Genomic DNA, 21,103 nt, shown 5'->3' with positions numbered 1-21,103 from the left:
AAGCGCACCATGACAACGGGGCTGGTAATTCTTCTCGCTCCCGTCGCCATCGCCGCCCAGGACTGGAACTCCGCGCGCGCCGAGAGCCTGGCGACTCACGCGACTGCGGTTCGTGCCGCTCAGCTCGCCGATAGCGGGCTAAAAAGCTACAAGGCGGAGGCCAGGGGTTACTTGACCTTTCTTGCCCAGTTGGGCAAGGGCTTTCCCGATCCTCCGAAGATAGTCCGCGCCGACCAGATCGCGTCGGATATCTACTGGAAGGCGCCGTCGCTCAGCAAACAGTTGATCAAGGGACGCCGCGATACACTGGTCCTGCCGACCGACATCAATTATCACCGGGACCATCTCGGGATAGTGCAGAACAACTTCCCGAGCTTCATCAGGATTGGCGACGGCGACGAGGTACAGGACGTCCCCCATCCGCTATCGCCATCCGGACTCAACGATTACGACTTTGCCGTTGGCGACTCGCTGGAGATACGGCTGGGCGACCGGACGCTGGACGTGGTACAGCTGCGGTTTCGGCCGAAGGACCAGAATGCTGCGCGTGCGATCGGATCCGTGTACGTGGACCGGCAGAGCGGATCTGTTGTGCGCATGGCGATCGGGTTCACGCGCGCAGCGTACAGGGACAAGGACCTGGAGGATATCTCTGTCGTGCTCGAGAGCGGATTGATCGAGGGGCGGTTCTGGTTGCCGAGGCGGCAGGAAGTGGAGATCCGGAGGACGGGAACGTGGCTGGACTACCCAGCGCGCGGGATAATTCGGGGACGCTGGGAGATTTCGGATTATGACGTGAACGTGCCGGTCGATGCGGTGTTCGATCGGGGTCCCGAGATAGAGATTGCGCCGGGCGCGGTAGTTACGCGGAGCGGCGAGGTTACGACCCCTGGATTCAAGTTCCCCGGGACGGTGCTCGATTCGATTCCACCCGATGTGCAGTCGTTTGCCAGCTCGGACGTTGCGAAGCTTCATAGCGAGGTGAGTGATCTCGTGCGTGCACGGACGGTGGAGCGTGCGCGCACGCTGGCGCTGGCTGGCTCTTCAGTGTCGCAGTTCGTTCATGTCAATCGCGTCGAGGGAATCGCGCTTGGGGCGGCTGCCACCGTGTATGCTGCACCGCGTCTGGCTCTCAACGCCGGCGCCGGCTATGGCTTTTCGGATCGCGACTGGAAGCCGCACGCTGCGCTGACCTATTCGTCGAATAGCGGAGCAGGGGTCAGCGTCGCGGCCTATCGTGCGTTGCACGACGTGTCTGTGGTTCCCGAGCGCTCGGGTCTCATCAACAGCTTTGCGACGCAGGAGTACGGCAGCGACTACACCGGTCTCTTCAGCGCACGCGGCGGGTCGCTCTCGTTCTTTGCGCCGACCGCAATGTCGTTGCGTCCGACATTCGAGTTTGCGGTGGAGAGACAGGCGATGGCCACCGATCATGGAGAACCGGCGTCGGGGCACTTCGCTCCACCGCAGCCTGCGACATCGCTGATAGAAGCGCGAGCGACGCTCAGACTCGACGCACCGCGCTTCGATCTATTCGGAATGGACGCATCAGCGGCGCTCTCGCTTTCGGCGCTGCATGATCGAGAGGATGCGCTAGCGCATTTCGTGACCGAGTCGGGGAAGGGCGTCGGCACCGTTGCGGCGACTCGTACGTTCTCTACCGGACAGTTGGCGATATCGATGCTGGCGGCGGGTCTCACGAGCGGAACCCGGACTCCGCCGCAGTCTCTCATCGCACTCGGCGGACCGGTAACGGCGCCTGGGTATGACTTTCACTCACTCGTTGGCGAGCGCGCTGGTGCGGTGCACGTCGAGTGGCGAGCGAAGGTTCCATTCATCCCCGTGCCGCTCGGCGAGTGGGGACGCGCACCGGCGACCGCGACGCTGGCGCCGTTCGTTCATACCGCGTGGGTCGATGGCAAGGGATGGTATCCGAGCGCGGGCGTGGGCTTGCTCAGCGTGTTCGATCTGCTGCGCTTCGATGTTGCGCGCGGGACGCGTGATGGGCGATGGAGCTTCTATTTCGATGTGAGTCGCGACTTCTGGCCGATTCTGTAGGAGTGAGCTGAACTCCGCGCCGACTCGGGTATTGTCGTTTCGGTGTTCTCGGTCATGCTCTCAATGGAAGCGCCAGCCATGCGTCCGAGCACCGCGGATCCGCGGTTGCTATATTCAACCACGTGCACCGGTCATGGTCGGTTCGTCTCGGGTGGGCGCTCTGCGCCATCGTGTTCGCGGTCGTGTTCCCGATTCAAACGGGAATGCACGCGGCTGCAATGGTCGCAATGTCCGGAATGCCGCAGATGCGCGATATGGCCGCCGATGTGGGCAGCGACTGCGGACATGCTTCGACTGCGAGCCACGATCGGACCAAGCGCGGGGGCGGCCAGCACCATCCCGATGGTTCGTCGCCCGACTGCTGCGGCTCTGCCTGCAGCTGTCCTTCAGCGCCCACCTGTGACGGACCTGCATTTGCGGCTGCGTTTCCATCCGTCATCAGCGCGGATGCTTCGACCCTCGCGCCGGATCGTGCGACGTTTTTTGCACCGGCGCGGCCAGCTCATCGTCTTCCCTTCGCGAACGGCCCTCCCGATCCGATAGCGTAGTCGTTCTCACCAGCTATCGCCGAGATCGCCTCGTGCGGCGCCCGCCGTGCCCAGCTCTCGGATTTCATCGCGACACAATGATTCATCGATTCATCCATTCGATCCCGAATATTCTGTTCGGGCGCGCGGGCATCGCTGCTGCGACGCTCTGTATCGCCATCAGTTCGGTCACAAGCGCCGTGCAGGCGCAGGTGACTGATTCAACGCGGAAGGACTCCACCGCGCGTGCAGCGCAACTGCACGCAGTCACGATCACGGCTGCACCAGCCGATCAGGGATCGCCTTCAACCTCGACGCACGTTTCGCAGCGCGTCATCGAGTTAACGCCCGCCGCGACTCCATGGGAGCTGCTGCGCCAAACCGCAGGCGTCGAGGTTCATCAGCAAGGCCAGGGACCTGGTTTCGCGTCAGACGCATCACTCCGCGGTTTCAGCTCGGATCATTCGACCGATCTCGCGCTCTGGGTTGACGGCGTGCCGATCAACGAGCCCGTTAACGGCCACGCAGAGGGTTACAATGATTGGAGTCTGCTCTTCCCGCTGGCAATCCAGGACATCGACATCATCAAAGGCCCAGTGAGCCCACTCTTCGGCAACTTCGCCATCTCTGGAGTTGTCAACGTTCGCACCGTCGAGCGCATGACCGGAACGCAACTCGTTGCGAGTGGCGGCTCGAATGGCCTCGCGGACGCAACAGTACTATCTGGATTCGATCACGGATCCAGCGGCGGCGTGTTCGGCTTGCGCGCGCGCCACGAAGATGGTTTCCGCCCCAACAGCGCCAGCGATCTCACTCAGGGGCACGCGCGCATCGTGCGCAGTCTCGCACCGAACGTCACCCTGGACGGCGGGATCGAGCTCTATGGGGCGCGCTGGCGCTCACCAGGCTACCTGAGTGAGAGCGAGTTCCGGGCTCATCAGTATGACATCGTGTCGAATCCGACTGACGGCGGATTCAAGCGGCGTGCCCAGGAGCGGGTGAGTCTACGCGTCACTGGCGGCGATCTGATCTGGCGAACGACAGCGTACGCCACGCAGGGCCGCTGGCAGTTGTTTCTCACTATTCCACCCGCGGGCGGGCAGTTCGAGGGTACGGGTAGCCAGACCGAAGAAGAAGATTCGAGAACCGGCTTTGGTCTTACGAGTGCCGTGACATATACCACGGCGAACACGGATATCACCGTCGGTACCGAAGGTAGACTCGACGATGCTCGTTATCAGAACTACTTCACCACGGCGCGGGCGCGCGATTCTGTCAACGCGTTATTTACCGGGCGACAACTCTCTGGCGCGTTGTTCGTTGCGTCAAGCACTACGATCGGACGCCTCCGGCTCGACTTGGGAGGTCGCTACGATATTCTCGACACGCGCTCGACTCCCGATGTCGCTGGCGGTGAGACGGCCTCGGGCGCGCACGGTGTGTTCTCGCCCAAAATGGGGGCGCTCGTGCGTCTCACGCGTGAGGTCGCCCTGTATGCCAACGCATCACGCGGCTTCCGGTCCACGGACGGTGTGCTCGCAGATCCGATGTTAGCGCCAATCACGGTATGGGCGTACGAGAGCGGCGTAAAGCTCGATGTCGATCACATCACTGCATCCGCCGCTCTATTTCGGATGAATGTCAGCAACGAACAGACTTTCAATCCACTTACTGCTGGCTCTATAAGTGGCGGTGCAAGCAAGCGCCAAGGCATTGAGCTCGGCTTACATGCACCCGTAAATTCGTTCGCTACGCTGAGCGGCGACTGGACGTTCAACGACGCGCGATACACGAATCAGGTCGTTCCAGGAGACGATCCAAACGGACCCGCTGTAGTGCTGAATGGGCTTCGAGTATACAATACAGCGCGGTACGTCGGATCGGCCGCACTTGACGTCTCGCCGAGTGCGAGTGCAGACGCTCCATGGACCATCCGAGTGAGCGGGAATTGGGTTGGTCCGTACTCGCCCTTCGACGAGCCAGGTGTCGTTCTGGGAGCATACGGTTTGCTACACGCCACGGCCAGCGTACGTCTCAACCATGCAACCACTTTGGACATCGGCGCTCGCAACGTGTTCGACCGTGCGTATCCTGAGCTCGTTGCGGGTCATATCGTTGCACCAGGAGAGCCGCGGACCGGCTACGTCGCGGTACGATACAGAGTGATGTAATCGTAAGCGGGACGCGAACGCCGCCCCGACCTCTCACCGTGCTCGGCAGGCTCAGAACCATGCGACGTAGAACGGGTTCACCAAGTCGTTACGCGAGCGGCCTTCCACGGCAGCGTACGAGCCGACGAGGACGGGTGGATGTCCGGTGAGGCAGTTGGTAATTCAGCCGTTCGCGTTCAGCGTGGAGTGACGATTTAGCGGCCGGAGAGGGGCTGCTCCGATGGAAGCACATGACCACCAGGCAGCGAGAAATTTGCCATGCCGACGCGCGCCTTCTGGGTGAGGGTTGTCGACGTGGTACTTCCTCCGGCGCGGTCCGTCACGACGATCTTCAACGCTTGATCCGTCGGTATTCCGCAGATCACGTACGCACCTCGAGCATCGGAAAATGTCGCAACGGTATGCGTCGTCGCCGCGAAATGGCTTCGGCGCGAATCTGCGATCGCAAACCAGGACGCATCGATGCGCGCACCGGGTACGGGATCGTCAGTTGAATTATGGATGATTCCGTGAAGCAGCGCTTCGCGGGGCGGCAGGCTGTTCTGACACATGTTGTGCACCACCTCCGCAACCGCTGGGATGATTGTCGCCGAAGATTGCAGTGTCGCTGGCCCCACATCTAGTTGCCGCGCGGCGATGTCGATTCCCAATGTGTCGAGGCGCGCCGATGTCATTCGAATGGAATACGCACCCGGTGTGATATGCTCGATCGCGAAGCTACCAGCAGCATTGGTAAATACGGAGTAGAGTGTCGTGGAATCCGAAGCGAGGCGCGTGGAGCGCAACGTGACGCGGACATCCTGGATGCCTTGGCGTGCCCCGGACGACGTCGTGTCAACAACGCTACCGTGAATGGCGCCATACGGGGATATCGCGTTCGACGAATCGCGGGGCCACGCGACCGCCAGGGTGTGTTCCACATCACCACCAGCTTCCCAGACACTTTCGACGCGTCTCGCGTTAGTGCGGACAAGCGTAATCGCTCCCGTCTCCGACGAGAGGCCGTTCGGGGCCATTATAGTGGACACGACAGTGACGACCGGCATGTGGATCAGCCAGCTATTTACAATCCACGCGCCGGTCGGCAATTGTGCGTATTGGAGATGTCCGGTTGGTGTAGCGTCGGTATCCATCGCACTTCCGGAGTTGCCGCGGTATTCGAAGTCGAGCGTTCTGAGAGCCAGCGTGATGCGATCGAGCCACAATGTGCCAGATACGTCGCGGACGGATCGATCCCGCTCGCGTTGCTTCGTCGGCTCGAACGCAAGCCCTATGAGATCGGGGTGTGCTCCGTCTTCCCTCGGGTGAAAGCAGTGCGTCCTTGCAAATGCATCGGAGATCAAGGTGCGGGCGTCCGGCGCGTAGTATACCAGCATTTTGCCGTCCGGAACGACGAACCCGTGTGTCGCCAGAGACTCCGCGGGGATACTCGCATATGGCTCCGATGTGGTCGTGCGGGAGTCCCACGAACGCGACTCCTCGATTAGACCGGTGCGGGGGTCCAGCCTCCGTTCGAATCGACGCAACACAAAGCCCGTGTGGACGTCTTGTGAGGTAGCCATCGTTGCCGTGAGGGCGCTCTGAGCTTCCTGCCATAGCCTGAACACGGTTACACCTGCTTGTGGCGCGATTACACAGCGACGGGCTTCCTCAACGCCCACACGCGCGAGCTGGAAAGGGAATGGGCTTAACGAAAGAGTGATGCGTGGCGACGGTTGATCGGCGCTCAACGTGATGTAAGCCGAGGAATCGGGAAGAAAACCGATTCGACGGGCGCGGATCCGGTATCTACCAGCCCTCGGAGCATGCAGCGTAAAGTTACCCTTGCTGCCCGTGGTACTAACAGCGGCAACGACGCCGGAGGAGTCGACAAGCACGACGCTCGTTTCGTCCAACGCAACCGCTGGAGCGCTGACACGTACGGCTCCGCTGATCTGTTGGGAAGAAGCCACGCCACACCAAATAACGGACAACGCGACAAGTGCGACGAACTCGAGCAACAGGCATCGTCCTGCGTGCAAACGGGCACGATTCGTTCGACTTTCCTCGTTCATGTCTCGCAATCAGAGTGAAAGTGACACTCCTCTCCTCACAACACTCTCAGCACATCCTCAGCCGGTCCCGCATCGCCACTCCCCAACAACTGTCGTATCTCACCCAGCGCCTGCGTCGCGCGCGGCCATAGGAATCGCGACGCTGCGTCCTCCATGCTCAGCCACGTGTACTCGACATGTTCCTGTCCGAGCGTAACGATCGCTCCGCTGTCGACGAACGCGCAGAACACGATCGCAACTTCCACGCGCGCCGTCTGATGCAGATAGAAAGAGTGCACGGTGATGTTGTACAGTCGACGGATCGTGAGTCCGGTCTCCTCAAGCACTTCGCGCACCGCCGCGTCCTCCGGGGTCTCTTCGGACTCGATCCGGCCGTGGACTGCCTCCCAGGCGCCGGGACAGCGAGTTCCGGTTCCTCGCCGTAGCGCCAGCACTCTCCACGTCTCGGTCTGGGGGTCGATCACGTAGACATCCACCACGCCAACTTCGATTCGCGTCATCGAATCTGTCCCCACGCGCCGCTCGGGCATTCCGGGTTGTGTACCATGCTCGGAATATGGCGACATCGCAGGCAATTTGGCGTCCCGTGAAGGCCAATCGTCTGTTTGCTCTGCACTGGCCTGATCGCCGTCACCGGCCCTGTTCGTCTCGGCGTCCAGCACCCGTGACACTTCGGCAGCGGTCGTCTCGCCACTCATTATTCGCGCGACGCCACTGGTCCAGAGCGAGCGCATTCCATCGGCGCGCGCGGCGGCGGTGATGAGGGGCGCTGGAGCGCTCGTCACTATGAGACGTGTGAGCGTCGGAGTCATCGTCAGCAACTCGACTGCCGCCATGCGGCCTCTGAAGCCCGTTCCAGCGCAGACGTCGCAGCCGGCGCCCGCCTTGAGCCGCGCACCGTTCGGGATGCAATCCCAGAGCGAAGGTGGAATCGGCTCATCGCTGTCGCGCGCGCAGGCGGAACACATACGGCGCAACAGCCGCTGCGCTACCACTCCCTTGAGCGCCGTTCCGGTTTTCGCCGGATCGACGCCGAGGTCGCCTAGCCTGGTGATGGAGCTCGCGGCGTCGATGGTGTGAAGGGTCGCGAAGACGAGGTGTCCCGTAAGTGCAGCCTGAATTGCTATCGCCGCCGTTTCCGCGTCGCGGATCTCCCCGACCAGAATTACGTCTGGGTCCTGTCGCAGGATCGATCGCAGCGCCGCGGCGAACGTCAGACCGGCCTTCTCGTTCACCTGAGATTGCACTATCCCCGGAATCCGGTATTCGACCGGATCTTCGACCGTGATGACGTTCAATCCGCGTGATACGAGTGAGTGCAGGGCAGAGTACAGCGTGGTGGTCTTGCCGGAGCCGGTCGGGCCCGTCACGAGAATCAATCCTTCACGCGTTTCGAGCAGCCGCGTCAGCCGCGCTGCATCGGTGTCGTCGAAGCCGAGCGCGTCGAGCGAGCGAACGCCGCCACGCGCATCGAGAATGCGGATCACCACTTTCTCACCGTGCGCCGCCGGAAGCGTGGACACGCGGAGATCGATTCGCTCACCCTCCACCATCACCAACGCCCGTCCGCCCTGCGGGCGCAGCCGATCGGCAATGTCGAGTCGCGACATTATCTTGACGCGCGACACGAGTGGCAGTCCGATTGCGCGCGGAAGAGTCATCGCCGTTCGCAACACGCCATCCACTCGATAGCGAACCGAGATTGCGTCTTCCTCGGACTCGAGATGAATGTCGCTCGCTCTCGCCGCAATTCCCTCCGCGACGATATGATCGACCAGCTTGATGATCGGTCTCTCCCTCGCACCGTCGGCGAGCTGGGTTGCTGTTGCTGGATCTGTCTCGGGCTCGACCTGATGCACGGCGACAGGCCCAACCGACGCCAGCAGCCGCTCGACCACCGATGCGGGCCGATACACTTCTTCCAGGCGCTCGGTTATCCGTGCCGGAAGCGCGAGCGACATTCGTACTCGTCGACCGGCTGCAAACGCGATCGCCTGCTCGCAGTGGAGATCGTAGGGATTGGCGGTGGCCACGTCTATCGTACTTGCAGAGACCGACAGCGGCAGAATCGAGTATCGCCGCGCAAGTCGCTCCGGAACACGCGCAACGGCTTGTGGCGACGACGTGAGCGCGCCGGCTACGCGCATCCGAGTTCGTCGCGCTATGGCGCGCAGAATCGCGTCGTCAGTCGTGAATCCGCTGGAGACAGCGACGCACCATTTGCTCGCCGTCGTGTCCTTTGCGATCGCTGCGAGCTGGGCCGACGTCAGCAGCTCGCGCAATACTGGTAGAATCCATTCGTCGGTCGATTGTGCTGCGCGTTCCATCGAGAGCCTCCGACCGACAAGCTACGCCGAACGGACTGGTCACAGCGCAAGCGGGACGCGCCGTACATCATCCTTCTACATCGCCTTTCTACGTCGTCCTTTCACGTCATCCCGTTGCCGCAGTGCGCGCGTCCAGCGAGTTCATCACCATGTCGGCGATCTCGCGCAGCGACGTCGCGCCGCGGTCGCGCGCGTACCACTGTCGCATGTAGTGATACCGCTCTGGTTTGGGCAACAGGTCGCCCTCGGTCCTGACCCATTCCTGAAGCTCGGCAGGGCGCGGACCCCACCAGCCCAGCTCGTTCCAGTCAGCATCATACGCGATTACGACCGGGATGGATCGAGATTCGCCAGTGAGATGCGCATCCATCAGATCCGGGTTGGCGTCTCGCCCGAAGCTCCGAAACTCCACGAGCGGATGCTCCTCGGCGAGCTTCGAGACGTACGGCACGACTCCAACCGCATCGAGACACCAGTCTTCGTTGAGCGCGATGAGACGCACGGGCGTCCGCAGTGTATCGAATTGCTCGATGACGTCGGCGGGGACGGTTGCGCGCTTCGCGCCGAGTGTCCATAGCTCCTGGTACTTCATCGCTGTCGTCACAAACTCTTCAAGAGTCTGACCTTGCAGGAACCGGTCAGCGTCCATCATCATGGCTTTGGTGGCTTGATAGTCGTCAGGTGGAATACGTCGGCCGGAGCATTGGGCTTGACGCGAATGCTCTTGGCGGGAATTCCGACGTGCACGTGGTACGGCCGAACGTCCTTCGTGGCGATCGCGCCCGCACCGACCATCCCGTTCTCTCCCACATGAACCCCGGCAAGAACCGTCGCATGGTAGGTGATGCGCACGTCGTTATCGATTCGCGTCACGGCGTCGGTGACGTCGCGCTGGTCGACGATGCTGTGAGTGTGGCTGTAGATGTTCGCGAAATCGCTGATCGATACGCGGTCCCCCAGCACGATGCCGCCGCGGTCGTCCAGCAGCACATTGCGATGAACCACTACGTTGTCGCCGACTTCGAGATTGTAGCCGAACGACACTTCGACGTTCTGAAACGCCTTGAAGTTCTCGCCACACTTCCGGAAAATACGCTGGGCCAGAATCCGTCGTAACCTGATACCGAGATCGACGTTCTGACCACCGAGGGGAGTGCGATCGAACGAATACCACAACCACAGTAGCGGTTTGGTCAGCGCGAATGCTGCTCCGTCACACTCGGCGTAATATTCCGGCTCGAGTGTGATGTTGCGCGGATCCAGCGCCAGCAGAGCCAGCCGGGTCGCTGATAGAAGCGACTCGTCTTCAACCGCCGTTTCCCATCCGTCTGCGTACTCCGGATAGCTCAACGAGCAAAGCACCTTTCTGCACAGCTCGTTGCGATCAACGGCTGCATCGAGTGCATCTTCGATCTCCTCCAGAAACGCGCGCTTCAGCGGTTCAGTGGGAGAGTCGGCAAGCTTTCGTAATGGAAGAATCGCCATGGTAGGATGGTAAGCTAATTCGGTTTTCCGGACCGCGCACGCACCATCGCGCGCTCGCGCTCTATCACCTGGAGCGTCTGATCCCAACTGTTGTCGACTGAACCCTGATATGCGATGGACACGGGCTGGTTCACCTGCACATCACCGTCGTACACGTACAACGCGCTCTGCGTTTCGCGCTGCCTCAGGCGGTTCTCGCCGAAGCCGACTGTCAGTGCGAGAATGTCGTACGGACGGAAGTCGCGGCCGCCGCTCGTTACGATGAGGTCGCCAGGAGTGAATCGCGCATTCGGCTCGACGCCGTAGAACGATATCAGCCACACGGACACCGGCCGGCCCCCATAGCGACGGGCGATCGCTTCGATCTCGGCGCGACTTCCTTCCTTGAGATCGTGCAGCGCACGATAGGAGTCCGGCGTCAGCAACCGAATCAGCGCCTCGTCCAGTGGCAGCGCGCGCACGAGAACCGTTCCGGCGTCGATGTGCAACGACAGGTCGTCCTGCCGCAACGATCCGTAGCCCGGCGGAAGCAGAGTGATGCCTGCGGTGTCGGCCTGCGGTACTCCCGACACTGGTACCGAAGCTTGAGGACCCGAGCTGGGAACGGTGGTGCAGGCAGTGAACGGAACCGCGCCAAGCACCATCAGCCCGGAGACGAGCCGCCGGCTGACCGTCAAGCAGCCGGCTCCGGAGCAAGCAAGCCGGAAATCGCCTCCGCGAGCTCATCACGTCCCGTGCCTGTCTGTGCACTGAACGGGATGATGTGATCCTCGTCCACCTGCAGCATGATTGCGAGTTCCTGCACGCGCCGCGTCGCCGCGGCCTGCGACAACTTGTCGGTCTTGGTTGCGACGAACATGACGGGGACGCTGACCTCGGCAAGAAAATCAAGCATCTGACGGTCGTCTTCGGTCGGGTCGTGGCGCACGTCGAGCAACTGCACCACACCGCGGAGCTGTCTGGTGCTGCGCAGATACGACTCGATCAACGGACCCCATTCAGCCGATCTCGTCTTCGATACCTTGGCATACCCGTAACCGGGAAGATCGGCGAGCAGAAACGTGCCATTCACCTTGAAGAAATTGATCTCGCGAGTGCGGCCCGGCGTCTTGCTCACGCGCACGAAGCTGCGCCGCTTGAGCAGCTTGTTCAACAGCGATGATTTGCCGACGTTGGATCGGCCCGCAAACGCAATCTCCGGGAGATCGAGGTCCGGTCTCCATCCGCCGACGCTCGCCAGTCCTCCCACGAACTCGAGCGAGCGAATCACCAGCGGATCAGTGGATGCCATCGCAGACACTAATGCGCGCTCACGGCCGCGACCGCCTGACTGCGTGGACGCTTCCGTGTGCGTTGCGCAGTAACGTCAGGCGACGCGCCGCGAAGTGCGAGCTTGAGTACCTCGTCCATCGTCTTCACTGGATGGAAGCGAATCGCGTCGCGTACTTCCTGTGGCAGCTCTTCGAGATCACGCGCATTGGCATGCGGGATTATCACGTCCACTACGTGATTCCGATGTGCTGCGACCGACTTCTCCTTGAGACCCCCGATCGGAAGCACGCGCCCGCGCAGCGTTATCTCACCCGTCATGGCAAGATCGCCGCGCACCGGAATCCCTGTCAGCGCGCTCGCAACCGCGGTCGCGATCGCGATACCAGCGCTCGGCCCATCCTTCGGCGTTGCGCCGTCCGGGATGTGAATGTGGATGTCTCGCGTGCGATAGAAATCCGCCGCCACACCAAGCTCATCGGCGCGGCCGCGCACATAACTCATCGCTGCCGATGCTGATTCCTTCATCACGTCGCCCAGCGTGCCCGTGAGCGAGATCTTGCCACGACCGCGCACGACGCTCACCTCGATCTCGAGCGTCTCACCACCGGCCGTTGTGTATGCCAGCCCGCGAGCGACGCCGATCTTGTCTTCGAGGCTCGCGAGATCCGCGTCGTAGCGCTCCACGCCGAGCATGCCATGGAGATCGGACGCAGCGACGTGCTGCGATGCAATCGACTGGTTGCCCGCTTCCGCCTGACGACGCGCCAGCTTGCGCGCAAGCTTCGCGATCTGCCTGTCCAGCTCGCGCACTCCGGCCTCGCGTGTGTAGGAGCGGAGAATCGCCGGTAACACGTCGGCGTCGAGCTTCACCTCACTCACGTCGAGACCATTCGCTTCCAACTGGCGCGGAACGAGATACTTGCGTGCGATTGCGAGCTTTTCCTGATCGAGATAACCAGGCACGCGAATGATCTCCATTCTGTCGCGCAGCGCGTCGGGGATCGTGGCGAGCGAATTCGCCGTTGTTACAAACAGGGCCTGCGATAGATCGTAATCGACTTCGAGATAGTGATCGTTGAATGCCGAGTTCTGCTCCGGATCCAGAACCTCGAGAAGAGCAGCCGCGGGGTCGCCTCTGTAATCCAGCCCGAGCTTGTCGATCTCGTCCAGCAGTATCACAGGATTCACTACCTCGGCCTTCCGCATCGCCTGAATCACCCGGCCCGGCATCGAACCTATGTAGGTGCGCCGATGTCCACGAATCTCCGCCTCGTCACGCACGCCGCCGAGCGACATGCGGACGAACTTGCGGCCAAGCGCACGCGCGATGGATCGCCCGAGCGACGTCTTGCCGACGCCGGGCGGCCCGACGAGGCAGAGTATGGGGCCGTCGATGCGGCCGACGAGCGACAGCACTGCGATGAAGTCGAGAATGCGGTCCTTGACGTCCTGCAGGCCGTAATGGTCCTCATCCAGCACACGTCGCGCGTGCGCCACCTCCAGGGTTTCGGTTGTGCGCTCATCCCAGGGCAGGGCACCGATCCAGTCAAGGAAGTTGCGCGACACCGTGTATTCGGGCGATGTGGGGGCCATGCGGCGCAGCTTACGCAATTCGCGCTGCACGCGCATTCGCACCGGTTCCGGAAGCGCCTTCGCCTGCAGCGAAGATTCCAGCTCGCTCACGTCATCGGCGTCATCCTGGCCAAGCTCGCGGTGGATGAGCTTGAGCTGTTCCTGCAGATAGAACTCGCGCTGCGTCTGATACATCGCGCCGCGCGTATCGTCGTCCAGCTTGCGCTCGATGCGCAGCACTTCGATCTCGCCGGCGAGCAGTACGGTGATTGCGCTGAACGCATCTTCGAGTGTGGCGGATTCCAGAATCCGCTGGCGCACTTCCAGTGCGGCCGGAACGTGCGCGGCAATGCCGTACGCCTGGCGTTCCGGTGTGATGGCGCTCTGCACCAGAGCGATTACCTCGGACGGAATCCGGCGCTGCAGCTCGACGTATTCCTCGAACAGGGCGACTGCGCGCCGCGCGGTGGCGTCGGTGAGTCGTGCATCTTCGTGGCCGGAGGCGACGAGAGGGTCCAAGCGCACGTCTGCGTGGAGAATCCCGCGCCGTCTGCGTACGAATCTCGTCACGCGGGCGCGCTCGCGTCCCTCGAGAAGGACCTTGCTGCTCCCGTTTGGCAGTCTGCTCAGCTGAATCACGCGAGCGATCACGCCGGTGCGGAACAGATCCGGCCCGCCCGGCTCCTCGTCCGACGCGTCGCGTTGTGCGACAAGCAGGACGTCGCCCGAGCCGAGCCCCGCCTCGTCCAGCGCGCCGAGTGATGACTTCCGTCCGATGAGGAGCGGCATGATCACATTCGGAAAGAAGACCACGTCGCGGAGCGCGAGCACGGGAAGGGTGCGCGCGTCGGGCGAGGTCTCCGTAGCCGGCTCGCTGGGCGCCGGCGCTTCGGCAGTGGTGCGGGAGGCGCCGCGTGCGCGGCTTTTGGTGGGTGGCATTACAGGAAAGCTAGCAGCCGGATGGGGCGCCGGTGATGACGGTACGCCACGGGCGCCATCGTATAGCCCTGCACCGTTCCCCCCATGGATGACGACACCGTAGGGGCAGGCCCCCGCGCCTGCCCGCGCTGATGCCGCGGACGTCTCACGCGCACCATGCACCAAAAATCACATCGGGATCATCGGCGGGGGTCGTATCGGGTGGGGTCGAATCGCGCCGGGGAACGTATCGCGCATGGTCAAACCGGGCCGGGGATCGAATCGTGGGCGATCGAATCGCGCGGCGTTGAACCGGGCCGGGGATCGAATCGCGCGCCAGATCGTTTCGGGTGAAATCGTCGTCGTACGGCGGGGCAGGCACGGGGGCCTGCCCCTACATAATCCACGTAACTACGCTTCTTTCTTGCGCCTCACGGGGCTCAACTCCAACAACGGGGGCGTCTTGTTCGTGATGCACGACTCCGTGACGCGCACTTCCACCACATCGTCGCGCGCCGGAATGTCGAACATGACATCCATCAGCGCCTCTTCCAGGATGGCGCGAAGGCCGCGGGCGCCGGTGCCTCGCTTGAGTGCCTTGGTAGCGACGGCTGTCAGGGCGTTCTCCTCGAAGGATATCTTCACGTCTTCCAGGGCGAACAGGCGCTGGTACTGCTTGGTGAGAGCGTTCTTCGGCTCCTTGAGGATCCGCACGAGCGACTCTTCGTCCAGGGCGTCAAGCGCGACGGTTACCGGAAGACGGCCGACCAGCTCAGGGATGAGCCCGAAGCGCAGCAGGTCGTCAGGCTCGACGTTGGCGAAAGCGTTCTTGGACGCGGCCTGCTTCGCGTCGCTGTCGCCGAACCCGATCTGACGCCGGCCCATGCGTGATTCGATGATCTTCTCGAGACCGTCGAAGGCGCCACCGCAGATGAACAGAATGTCCTTCGTGTTGATCTGGATGTATTCCTGCTGCGGATGCTTGCGTCCGCCTTGTGGCGGGACAGAGGCAACGGTGCCCTCGATGATCTTGAGGAGCGCCTGCTGAACGCCTTCTCCCGACACGTCGCGCGTGATACTGGGATTCTCCGACTTGCGCGCGATCTTGTCGATCTCGTCGATGTAGACGATGCCGCGCTCGCAGTCGTTGACGTTGAAGTCGCCAGCCTGGAGCAGCCGGACCAGAATGTTTTCGACGTCCTCACCGACGTAGCCAGCTTCGGTGAGAGTAGTTGCGTCGGCGATGGTGAATGGGACGTCGAGGATTCGCGCCAGTGTACGGGCCAGCAACGTCTTGCCCGTACCGGTGGGGCCGATGAGCAGAATGTTGGACTTGTCGAGCTCGACCTCGTCGTCCTTTACCGCAGTTGCGTTGATGCGCTTGTAGTGGTTGTACACCGAGACCGCCAGCGCCTTCTTCGCCTGTTCCTGGCCGATTACGTACTGGTCGAGAACGTCCTTGATTTCCTGGGGTGAGGGAACCTGCGTGATCGCATCGGCTACCTCGCGCTCTTCATCCTCCTGCAGGATCTCGTTGCAGAGAGCGATGCACTCATTGCAGATGTAGACCGATGGACCGGAGATGAATTTCCGGACCGAGTCCTTGGACTTGCCGCAGAAGGAGCAGCGTAGGTGTTTATCGGTGGACATATCTGTCTGAAAGCAAATACCCGGGCATGGCGCGGTCAACCATTCTTAACGGGTATCGGTCTTGTGAATTAATTCACAAGCAAGGGTTGTCATCCCGCGCCAAAGCGGGGACCGGTCCATCGGTCGTCATTCCCGCTTTCGCAGGAATGGCGACTCCGGGTCCGCTTTCGCGGGAACGACGGGCTACATGCATCCCCGCTAGACTGTAACCTGCGGCTGGCTGGACGTCTCGATCATCTCGCCGCGGTGCGTTATCACAGCGTCGATCAGGCCGTACTCCTTCGCCTCTTCCGCCGAAAGGAAACGATCGCGGTCCGTGTCACGCTCGATGCGCTCCAACGGTTGACCCGTGTGCTTGGCCATCAACGAGTTCAGCTTTTCGCGCAGGAATAGAATCTCCTTCGCCTGAATCTCGATGTCAGATGCCGATCCGCCGCCACCGTTCTGCGACGGCTGGTGGATCATGATGCGCGAGTGGGGAAGCGCAAACCGCTTGCCCTTCCGGCCTGCCATGAGCAGGAACGCGCCCATGCTCGCCGCCATTCCCATGCACGTCGTGTTCACGGGACTCTTGAGGTACTGCATCGTATCGTAGATCGCCATTCCGGCGGAAACAGAGCCGCCCGGCGAGTTGATGTACATGTGGATGTCGCGCTCCTGATTGTCCGATTCCAGGAACAACAGCTGCGCGATGATGACGTTCGCTACGTCGTCGGTGACCGGCGTTCCGAGGAACACAATGCGGTCCATGAGCAGACGTGAGAAAACGTCGTAGGTGCGCTCTCCGCGAGAAGATCGCTCGATTACATATGGTGCGTAAATCGCCATGACTAGGCCTCTGTCACAATGTCGTTTCGTTCAACCAACCACTTGAACACCTTGTCTTCCGTAATGGTCCGCTCCAGATCCTTCAATCTGCCGCCCTTTTCCAGCGCTGCGTAAAGCTGCCCGGGCTCGACTCCACGCTCCGTCGCCTGCTCCGCGATCCTGTCGTCGAGATCGCGCTCGGAAGCGGTGAGCTTTTCCTGTTCTGCAATTGCGTCGACGATCAGGTCGCGTTTGATCTGTCGCTCCGCGACCTGCGCGAATTCGGTGTCGAACTGCGCACGCTGGTCCGCGGGAACCTGATACGTCTCGGCGTAGTTATCCACCAGCTGCCCCACCCAGCTGCGCGGAACGTCGAATGGATTTGCAGCGATCACCTGGTCGATGAGACCCTGTCGCACGTGCGCTTCCGATTCACGTTGCGCGAACTTCTCCATGTCCTGGCGAACCGCTGAGCGGAGTGCATCGGCGGAATCGAAGTCACCGATCTCGCGTGCAAATGCATCGTCCAGAGTCGGGAGAGACTTGCGCTTCACTTCGTGCACGGTTGCGCGAACCGTCTTGGTCTGCGCGCGCTGCGCTTCTTCAGGGAAATCCTCCGGCCACCGAACCGGTCGCTCGACCGTCTCGCCCGGACCCGCTTCCATGATCAGCTCCTCGATTCCGGCGATCGCCTTGCCGTCGCCAAGCACGAGCGATACGTCGCGCGGCTCGGCGAGCTTGCCTTCGTCATCAGCGACGGAGAGACCGACGCTCACCATGTCGCCTTCGACTGGCTTGCCTTCTACGGGGGCCCATGCGGCGTGCTCGTCGCGGAGGCGGTCGATCTGCTCCTGAAGCTGTTCGTCGGTGACGGTCACGGGTTCGCGGCGCACCTTGAATCCGCTGGTTCGCCCGAGCTCGACCGTTGGCCGGACCTCGTAATGGAACTCGAAGGTGAGCGGCGAGCCCTCCTCGAACTTGAGATCGTGGATGTGCGGCTGCGACGCTACCTGGATGTTGTCCTTTTCGACGATCTCCTTGTAGGCCTCGCGCACGACCGATTCGATCGTCTCGTTGCGGATCGCTTCAGCGAACTTCTTGCGCACAACGGCCGCCGGGGCCTTGCCGGGCCGGAAGCCGGGCAGCCGTGCCTGGGAGGCATAGCGTTTGGTGGTGCGCTCTTCAGCCGCGGCCACTTCCGAGGCTGGAACTGTCACTTCAACGGCGCGCTCGACGCCGGTGGTGGTCTTGGGGTTGAGCTGTATCTCCATCGCTGGAATATAACGGTCGCGGGGGCATATCCCGTCGCGTCAGTCCGGTGCCACCCCAGCCGTCATCTGCCGGTTGCGACGAACGGCAGCGATACGCCCACCAACACGCCTCCCTCCGGACTCGGCTGGAGCGTTGCGCAGCGCGCGACGGCGGCTATCACGCCGCGTCGGCCGCTGTGATGCACGTGGCTTTCGACCGAGATCCCGCTCCATGTGCCGATGGCAGCTGCCAGCGGCAGATCGCTCACCCAATGCACGTGTTGATAGAGGCGAGCGAATCCAATTGCCGACGCCGTCGCGTAGGCAAACGGGCCGACGTAGCGCGCGAGCCCCGGACGCCAGGCTGCGGTCTCTCCGGTCAACGCCGAGGCCATTGCGAATGCTGCGGCGGTGTGGCCGGACGGGAACGACACGAATGGACCGTTCCCTCTGTGAAACCCACGAGCCCATGCGAAACTTTCCGATGTCTTCACTCCTGGAAGGGCGCGTCCGGCAATCCCCTTTCCCAGGGCTGTCACGCCAGCCGCAAGCAGCACAGCCGCGGTGAGGTGCATCCCCGCGCCATAGAGTCGCGGACTCCCTGACAGGCGACCGGCCGCGATGAATCCCGCCCCAAGCAGGAACGGTCCCGGGCCGCCGGCGAACGCGAGCGCCTGACTGGCGCTGTGCAAAGGCTCGTCCTTCTGCCAGCCCGCTTCCTGGAACTCTGCAGAGACCGGCTTGTCCAGAGGGGCGACCGCAACGGTGGCCAGTACCGATATTCCGCCGCCAAGCAACTCACGCTTCGTGATCCAGGGCGGGGTCGAATCAGCCTGCGCGCCGGTGGTGGGTACGGACGAATTCGATGAAGCCGCGGCGATGCTGTCGCTGGCTGCCGATTGTGCTTTTATGGAGGCGAGAGGGAGCGCAAGCACGCTCATCGCAACGAGGACACGTTCCCGCAGTTTCATGCCGCGTCGGAGTGTTGGAGATGACGCTGGCATGCAGCTGTGCGTCTTCTGGTCTGATCGATCGGGAACTGGCACACAGGCGAACAGTACGAGTCGCGTCTGGCGGGTGCAACTAAAGTTGACGCGAAGTCCACGCAGGACCGATCAGTGCGAGGAGGGGGACTCGAACCCCCATGGTGTTAACCGCCAGCTCCTAAGGCTGGTGCGTCTACCAATTTCGCCATCCTCGCGTGATGCAAAACGAAAAATAAGCGGCCGGGATACGATTACGCATCCCGGCCGCTTTCCAATGGTAATGGCCTGGCTACTGGCCCAGGCGAATGTTCACCACAGCGTTTTGCACGCCGCCGCGGCCGTCAGGAAGCGCGACGTTGAGGCTGATGTAGTCGCCAGCCTTCATCGAGTTGAGAACGCCCTGAAGATCAGCGACCGAGTTGACCTGTTTGCGCGGTGTCGGGTACAGCACCTCGGTGATCACCATTCCCGGCTGCAGTTTGCCGTATGACGTGCCCAGACTGACAACGTCGGTGACCAGCACACCGTGGTTCGGGAAACCGGCGGGACGCTGATCCGGCGGCGGGAGTGGTGCGATCGTGGCGCCGAGCTTGGCGCCCGCGACACCCTTGGTGGAAGTTGGGTTGGCGCTCGCCTGCGTCGCAGTCGTCGAGTCGGAGGGCCGCGGTGCGAGCTTGACGTCTACAGCCATCTTCTTGCCGTAGCGGACATACTCGAGATGCACGGTCTCGCCTGGCGCGTGGTTGCGTATTACACGCTGCAGCGAGCTCACGCGATCCGCAGGCTGGCCGTCGGCGCTGATGATCACGTCGCCTTCCTGCAATCCTGCCTTGCGTGCAGGATTGTCCGGTGTGTCAGGATTGAATCCCTGAACGAGGACACCGTACACGTGATCCAGTTTCGCGACGGCGGCTGCATCTGCATCCACCTCGCTTATCTGAACGCCGAGAATTCCGAACCTGACGTGACCGTGTGCGATGAGGTCGTCCATGACCTTCTTCGCGAGCGTGATCGGGACGGCGAATCCGTATCCCGCGTAGTAGCCGGTTTCACTCGCGATGGCGTTGTTGATTCCGATTACTTCGCCGCGCGTGTTTATGAGCGGGCCGCCGGAGTTGCCGGGATTGATTGCGGCGTCGGTCTGGATGAGATCCGAAATCGCGTAGCGATCGCTGCCGAGCAGTCCAGGCAGTGAGCGATTTTTCGCACTCACGATGCCGGCGGTGACGGTGAAGTCGAGAACGCCGAGCGGATTTCCAATTGCGACTACCCACTCGCCAACCTTGGCCTTGGTATCATCACCGAGCGGGATCGTCGGGAAGTTGTTGCCGTCGATCTTGAGGACAGCAACGTCCGTCGATGGATCGTGTCCGATGACCTTTGCGGCGAAGACGCGGCCATCCATGAGCTTCACGTGAATCTGATCGGCGACGGTCGTGTGATCGGCGCCGGTGATTACGTGATTGTTAGTAAGGATGTAGCCGTCCTTGGTAACGATGAAGCCAGAGCCGCTGGCTTCCTCCACCGATGGACGGGCCTGCGGCTGACCGAAGTCGAAGAACTGTTCCATCCCGGGCGGAAGCATGCCGCGCGGAATCTGTTGCCGGACGCGCGTGGGTGCGCGGTTCTTGGTGTCTACCTGAATCGAGACAACGGCCGGCGTGGCGTGGTCTGCAATCGAGGAGAAACCGGCTGCCGGCGCCCCGCCTGGGGCGATGGCGGAGACTGTTGAGCCATCCTGAGCGAAGCCAAGTCGCGTCCATCCCTTGCCGGACGCCAGAAGAACGCCGCCGATGAATGCTACCGCGACCGCGGTTCCCCAGCGGACACGTGATGATATGGGAGGCATGAAGGTGAAAGGTAAAGAGTAATCTGGAACGATGGGGCTTGCCCATCGTTCCATTTAAAACACCGGAGACGGCGTTCGGTTCGTATCGAACATAGCGTGCCACGTGAACGCTGTAGGGGTAGGTCCCCGTGCCCGCGTGCCCTGATGCCAGGATCCGTGCGCAGCTCCGGGGAGCTG

The 21,103-nt window shown here is 62.1% G+C and carries 16 protein-coding genes and 1 tRNA gene; 3 read left to right on the top strand and 14 right to left on the bottom strand.

What is annotated here, in order from left to right:
- The first annotated feature begins 9 nt into the window (after window positions 1–9).
- A complete protein-coding gene (locus tag V4529_13680) occupies window positions 10–2,058 on the top strand; it encodes a hypothetical protein (protein MES2359378.1) in 2,049 nt (682 codons plus the stop codon).
- Window positions 2,059–2,251: 193 nt separating this feature from the next.
- Here V4529_13680 and V4529_13675 read toward each other — a convergent pair whose 3' ends face one another.
- Window positions 2,252–2,497, bottom strand: coding sequence for a hypothetical protein (locus V4529_13675; protein ID MES2359377.1), 246 nt, complete (start codon window positions 2,495–2,497; stop codon window positions 2,252–2,254).
- A gap of 186 nt (window positions 2,498–2,683) precedes the next feature.
- Here V4529_13675 and V4529_13670 point away from each other — a divergent pair, with 186 nt between their 5' ends.
- Window positions 2,684–4,756 carry a TonB-dependent receptor gene (locus V4529_13670; GenBank protein ID MES2359376.1) on the top strand — a complete coding sequence of 691 codons (2,073 nt, stop codon included), beginning with the start codon at window positions 2,684–2,686 and terminating at the stop codon, window positions 4,754–4,756.
- A 194-nt stretch (window positions 4,757–4,950) separates the two neighbouring features.
- On the opposite strand, the gene V4529_13665 is transcribed toward V4529_13670, so the two are convergent.
- Window positions 4,951–6,132 (bottom strand): carboxypeptidase-like regulatory domain-containing protein, encoded by a 1,182-nt coding sequence (locus V4529_13665; protein MES2359375.1) that lies wholly within the window; start codon window positions 6,130–6,132, stop codon window positions 4,951–4,953.
- 429 nt (window positions 6,133–6,561) lie between these two features.
- Here V4529_13665 and V4529_13660 point away from each other — a divergent pair, with 429 nt between their 5' ends.
- Complete coding sequence (locus V4529_13660; GenBank protein MES2359374.1) at window positions 6,562–6,828, top strand: hypothetical protein; 267 nt, start codon at window positions 6,562–6,564, stop codon at window positions 6,826–6,828.
- Between the two features lie 17 nt (window positions 6,829–6,845).
- On the opposite strand, the gene V4529_13655 is transcribed toward V4529_13660, so the two are convergent.
- The 12 genes from V4529_13655 to V4529_13600 form a co-directional block, all read right to left on the bottom strand.
- On the bottom strand, window positions 6,846–9,137 hold the full coding sequence (locus tag V4529_13655) for an ATPase, T2SS/T4P/T4SS family (protein MES2359373.1): 2,292 nt from the start codon (window positions 9,135–9,137) through the stop codon (window positions 6,846–6,848).
- A 106-nt stretch (window positions 9,138–9,243) separates the two neighbouring features.
- Window positions 9,244–9,792: a thioredoxin family protein gene (locus V4529_13650; GenBank protein MES2359372.1), complete on the bottom strand. Its 549-nt coding sequence runs from the start codon at window positions 9,790–9,792 to the stop codon at window positions 9,244–9,246.
- On the bottom strand, window positions 9,789–10,622 hold the full coding sequence (locus V4529_13645) for an acyltransferase (GenBank protein MES2359371.1): 834 nt from the start codon (window positions 10,620–10,622) through the stop codon (window positions 9,789–9,791). The genes V4529_13650 and V4529_13645 overlap by 4 nt, the downstream gene beginning before the upstream one ends.
- A 14-nt stretch (window positions 10,623–10,636) precedes the next feature.
- Window positions 10,637–11,299: a hypothetical protein gene (locus V4529_13640; GenBank protein MES2359370.1), complete on the bottom strand. Its 663-nt coding sequence runs from the start codon at window positions 11,297–11,299 to the stop codon at window positions 10,637–10,639.
- The gene (yihA, locus tag V4529_13635; GenBank protein MES2359369.1) at window positions 11,296–11,913 is read right to left on the bottom strand and encodes a ribosome biogenesis GTP-binding protein YihA/YsxC; all 618 of its coding nucleotides are present in this window, start codon (window positions 11,911–11,913) and stop codon (window positions 11,296–11,298) included. The genes V4529_13640 and yihA overlap by 4 nt, the downstream gene beginning before the upstream one ends.
- Before the next feature lie 8 nt (window positions 11,914–11,921).
- Window positions 11,922–14,405 carry an endopeptidase La gene (gene lon / locus V4529_13630; protein ID MES2359368.1) on the bottom strand — a complete coding sequence of 828 codons (2,484 nt, stop codon included), beginning with the start codon at window positions 14,403–14,405 and terminating at the stop codon, window positions 11,922–11,924.
- Window positions 14,406–14,795: 390 nt separating this feature from the next.
- Window positions 14,796–16,034 carry an ATP-dependent Clp protease ATP-binding subunit ClpX gene (gene clpX / locus V4529_13625; GenBank protein MES2359367.1) on the bottom strand — a complete coding sequence of 413 codons (1,239 nt, stop codon included), beginning with the start codon at window positions 16,032–16,034 and terminating at the stop codon, window positions 14,796–14,798.
- A gap of 198 nt (window positions 16,035–16,232) precedes the next feature.
- Window positions 16,233–16,862, bottom strand: coding sequence for an ATP-dependent Clp protease proteolytic subunit (locus V4529_13620; protein MES2359366.1), 630 nt, complete (start codon window positions 16,860–16,862; stop codon window positions 16,233–16,235).
- A gap of 2 nt (window positions 16,863–16,864) precedes the next feature.
- Window positions 16,865–18,112 carry a trigger factor gene (gene tig, locus V4529_13615; GenBank protein MES2359365.1) on the bottom strand — a complete coding sequence of 416 codons (1,248 nt, stop codon included), beginning with the start codon at window positions 18,110–18,112 and terminating at the stop codon, window positions 16,865–16,867.
- Between the two features lie 62 nt (window positions 18,113–18,174).
- Window positions 18,175–19,062, bottom strand: coding sequence for a phosphatase PAP2 family protein (locus V4529_13610; GenBank protein MES2359364.1), 888 nt, complete (start codon window positions 19,060–19,062; stop codon window positions 18,175–18,177).
- A gap of 148 nt (window positions 19,063–19,210) precedes the next feature.
- Window positions 19,211–19,292 (bottom strand) — tRNA-Leu (locus tag V4529_13605).
- A 74-nt stretch (window positions 19,293–19,366) separates the two neighbouring features.
- Window positions 19,367–20,926 (bottom strand): trypsin-like peptidase domain-containing protein, encoded by a 1,560-nt coding sequence (locus V4529_13600; GenBank protein MES2359363.1) that lies wholly within the window; start codon window positions 20,924–20,926, stop codon window positions 19,367–19,369.
- Window positions 20,927–21,103: the final 177 nt, after the last annotated feature.

It is taken from the genome of Gemmatimonadota bacterium (assembly GCA_040388625.1).
Lineage (GTDB): Bacteria > Gemmatimonadota > Gemmatimonadetes > Gemmatimonadales > Gemmatimonadaceae > Fen-1247.
The sequence above is the reverse complement of the archived record's forward strand: the minus strand, read 5'-3'. Positions and strand labels throughout refer to the sequence as shown.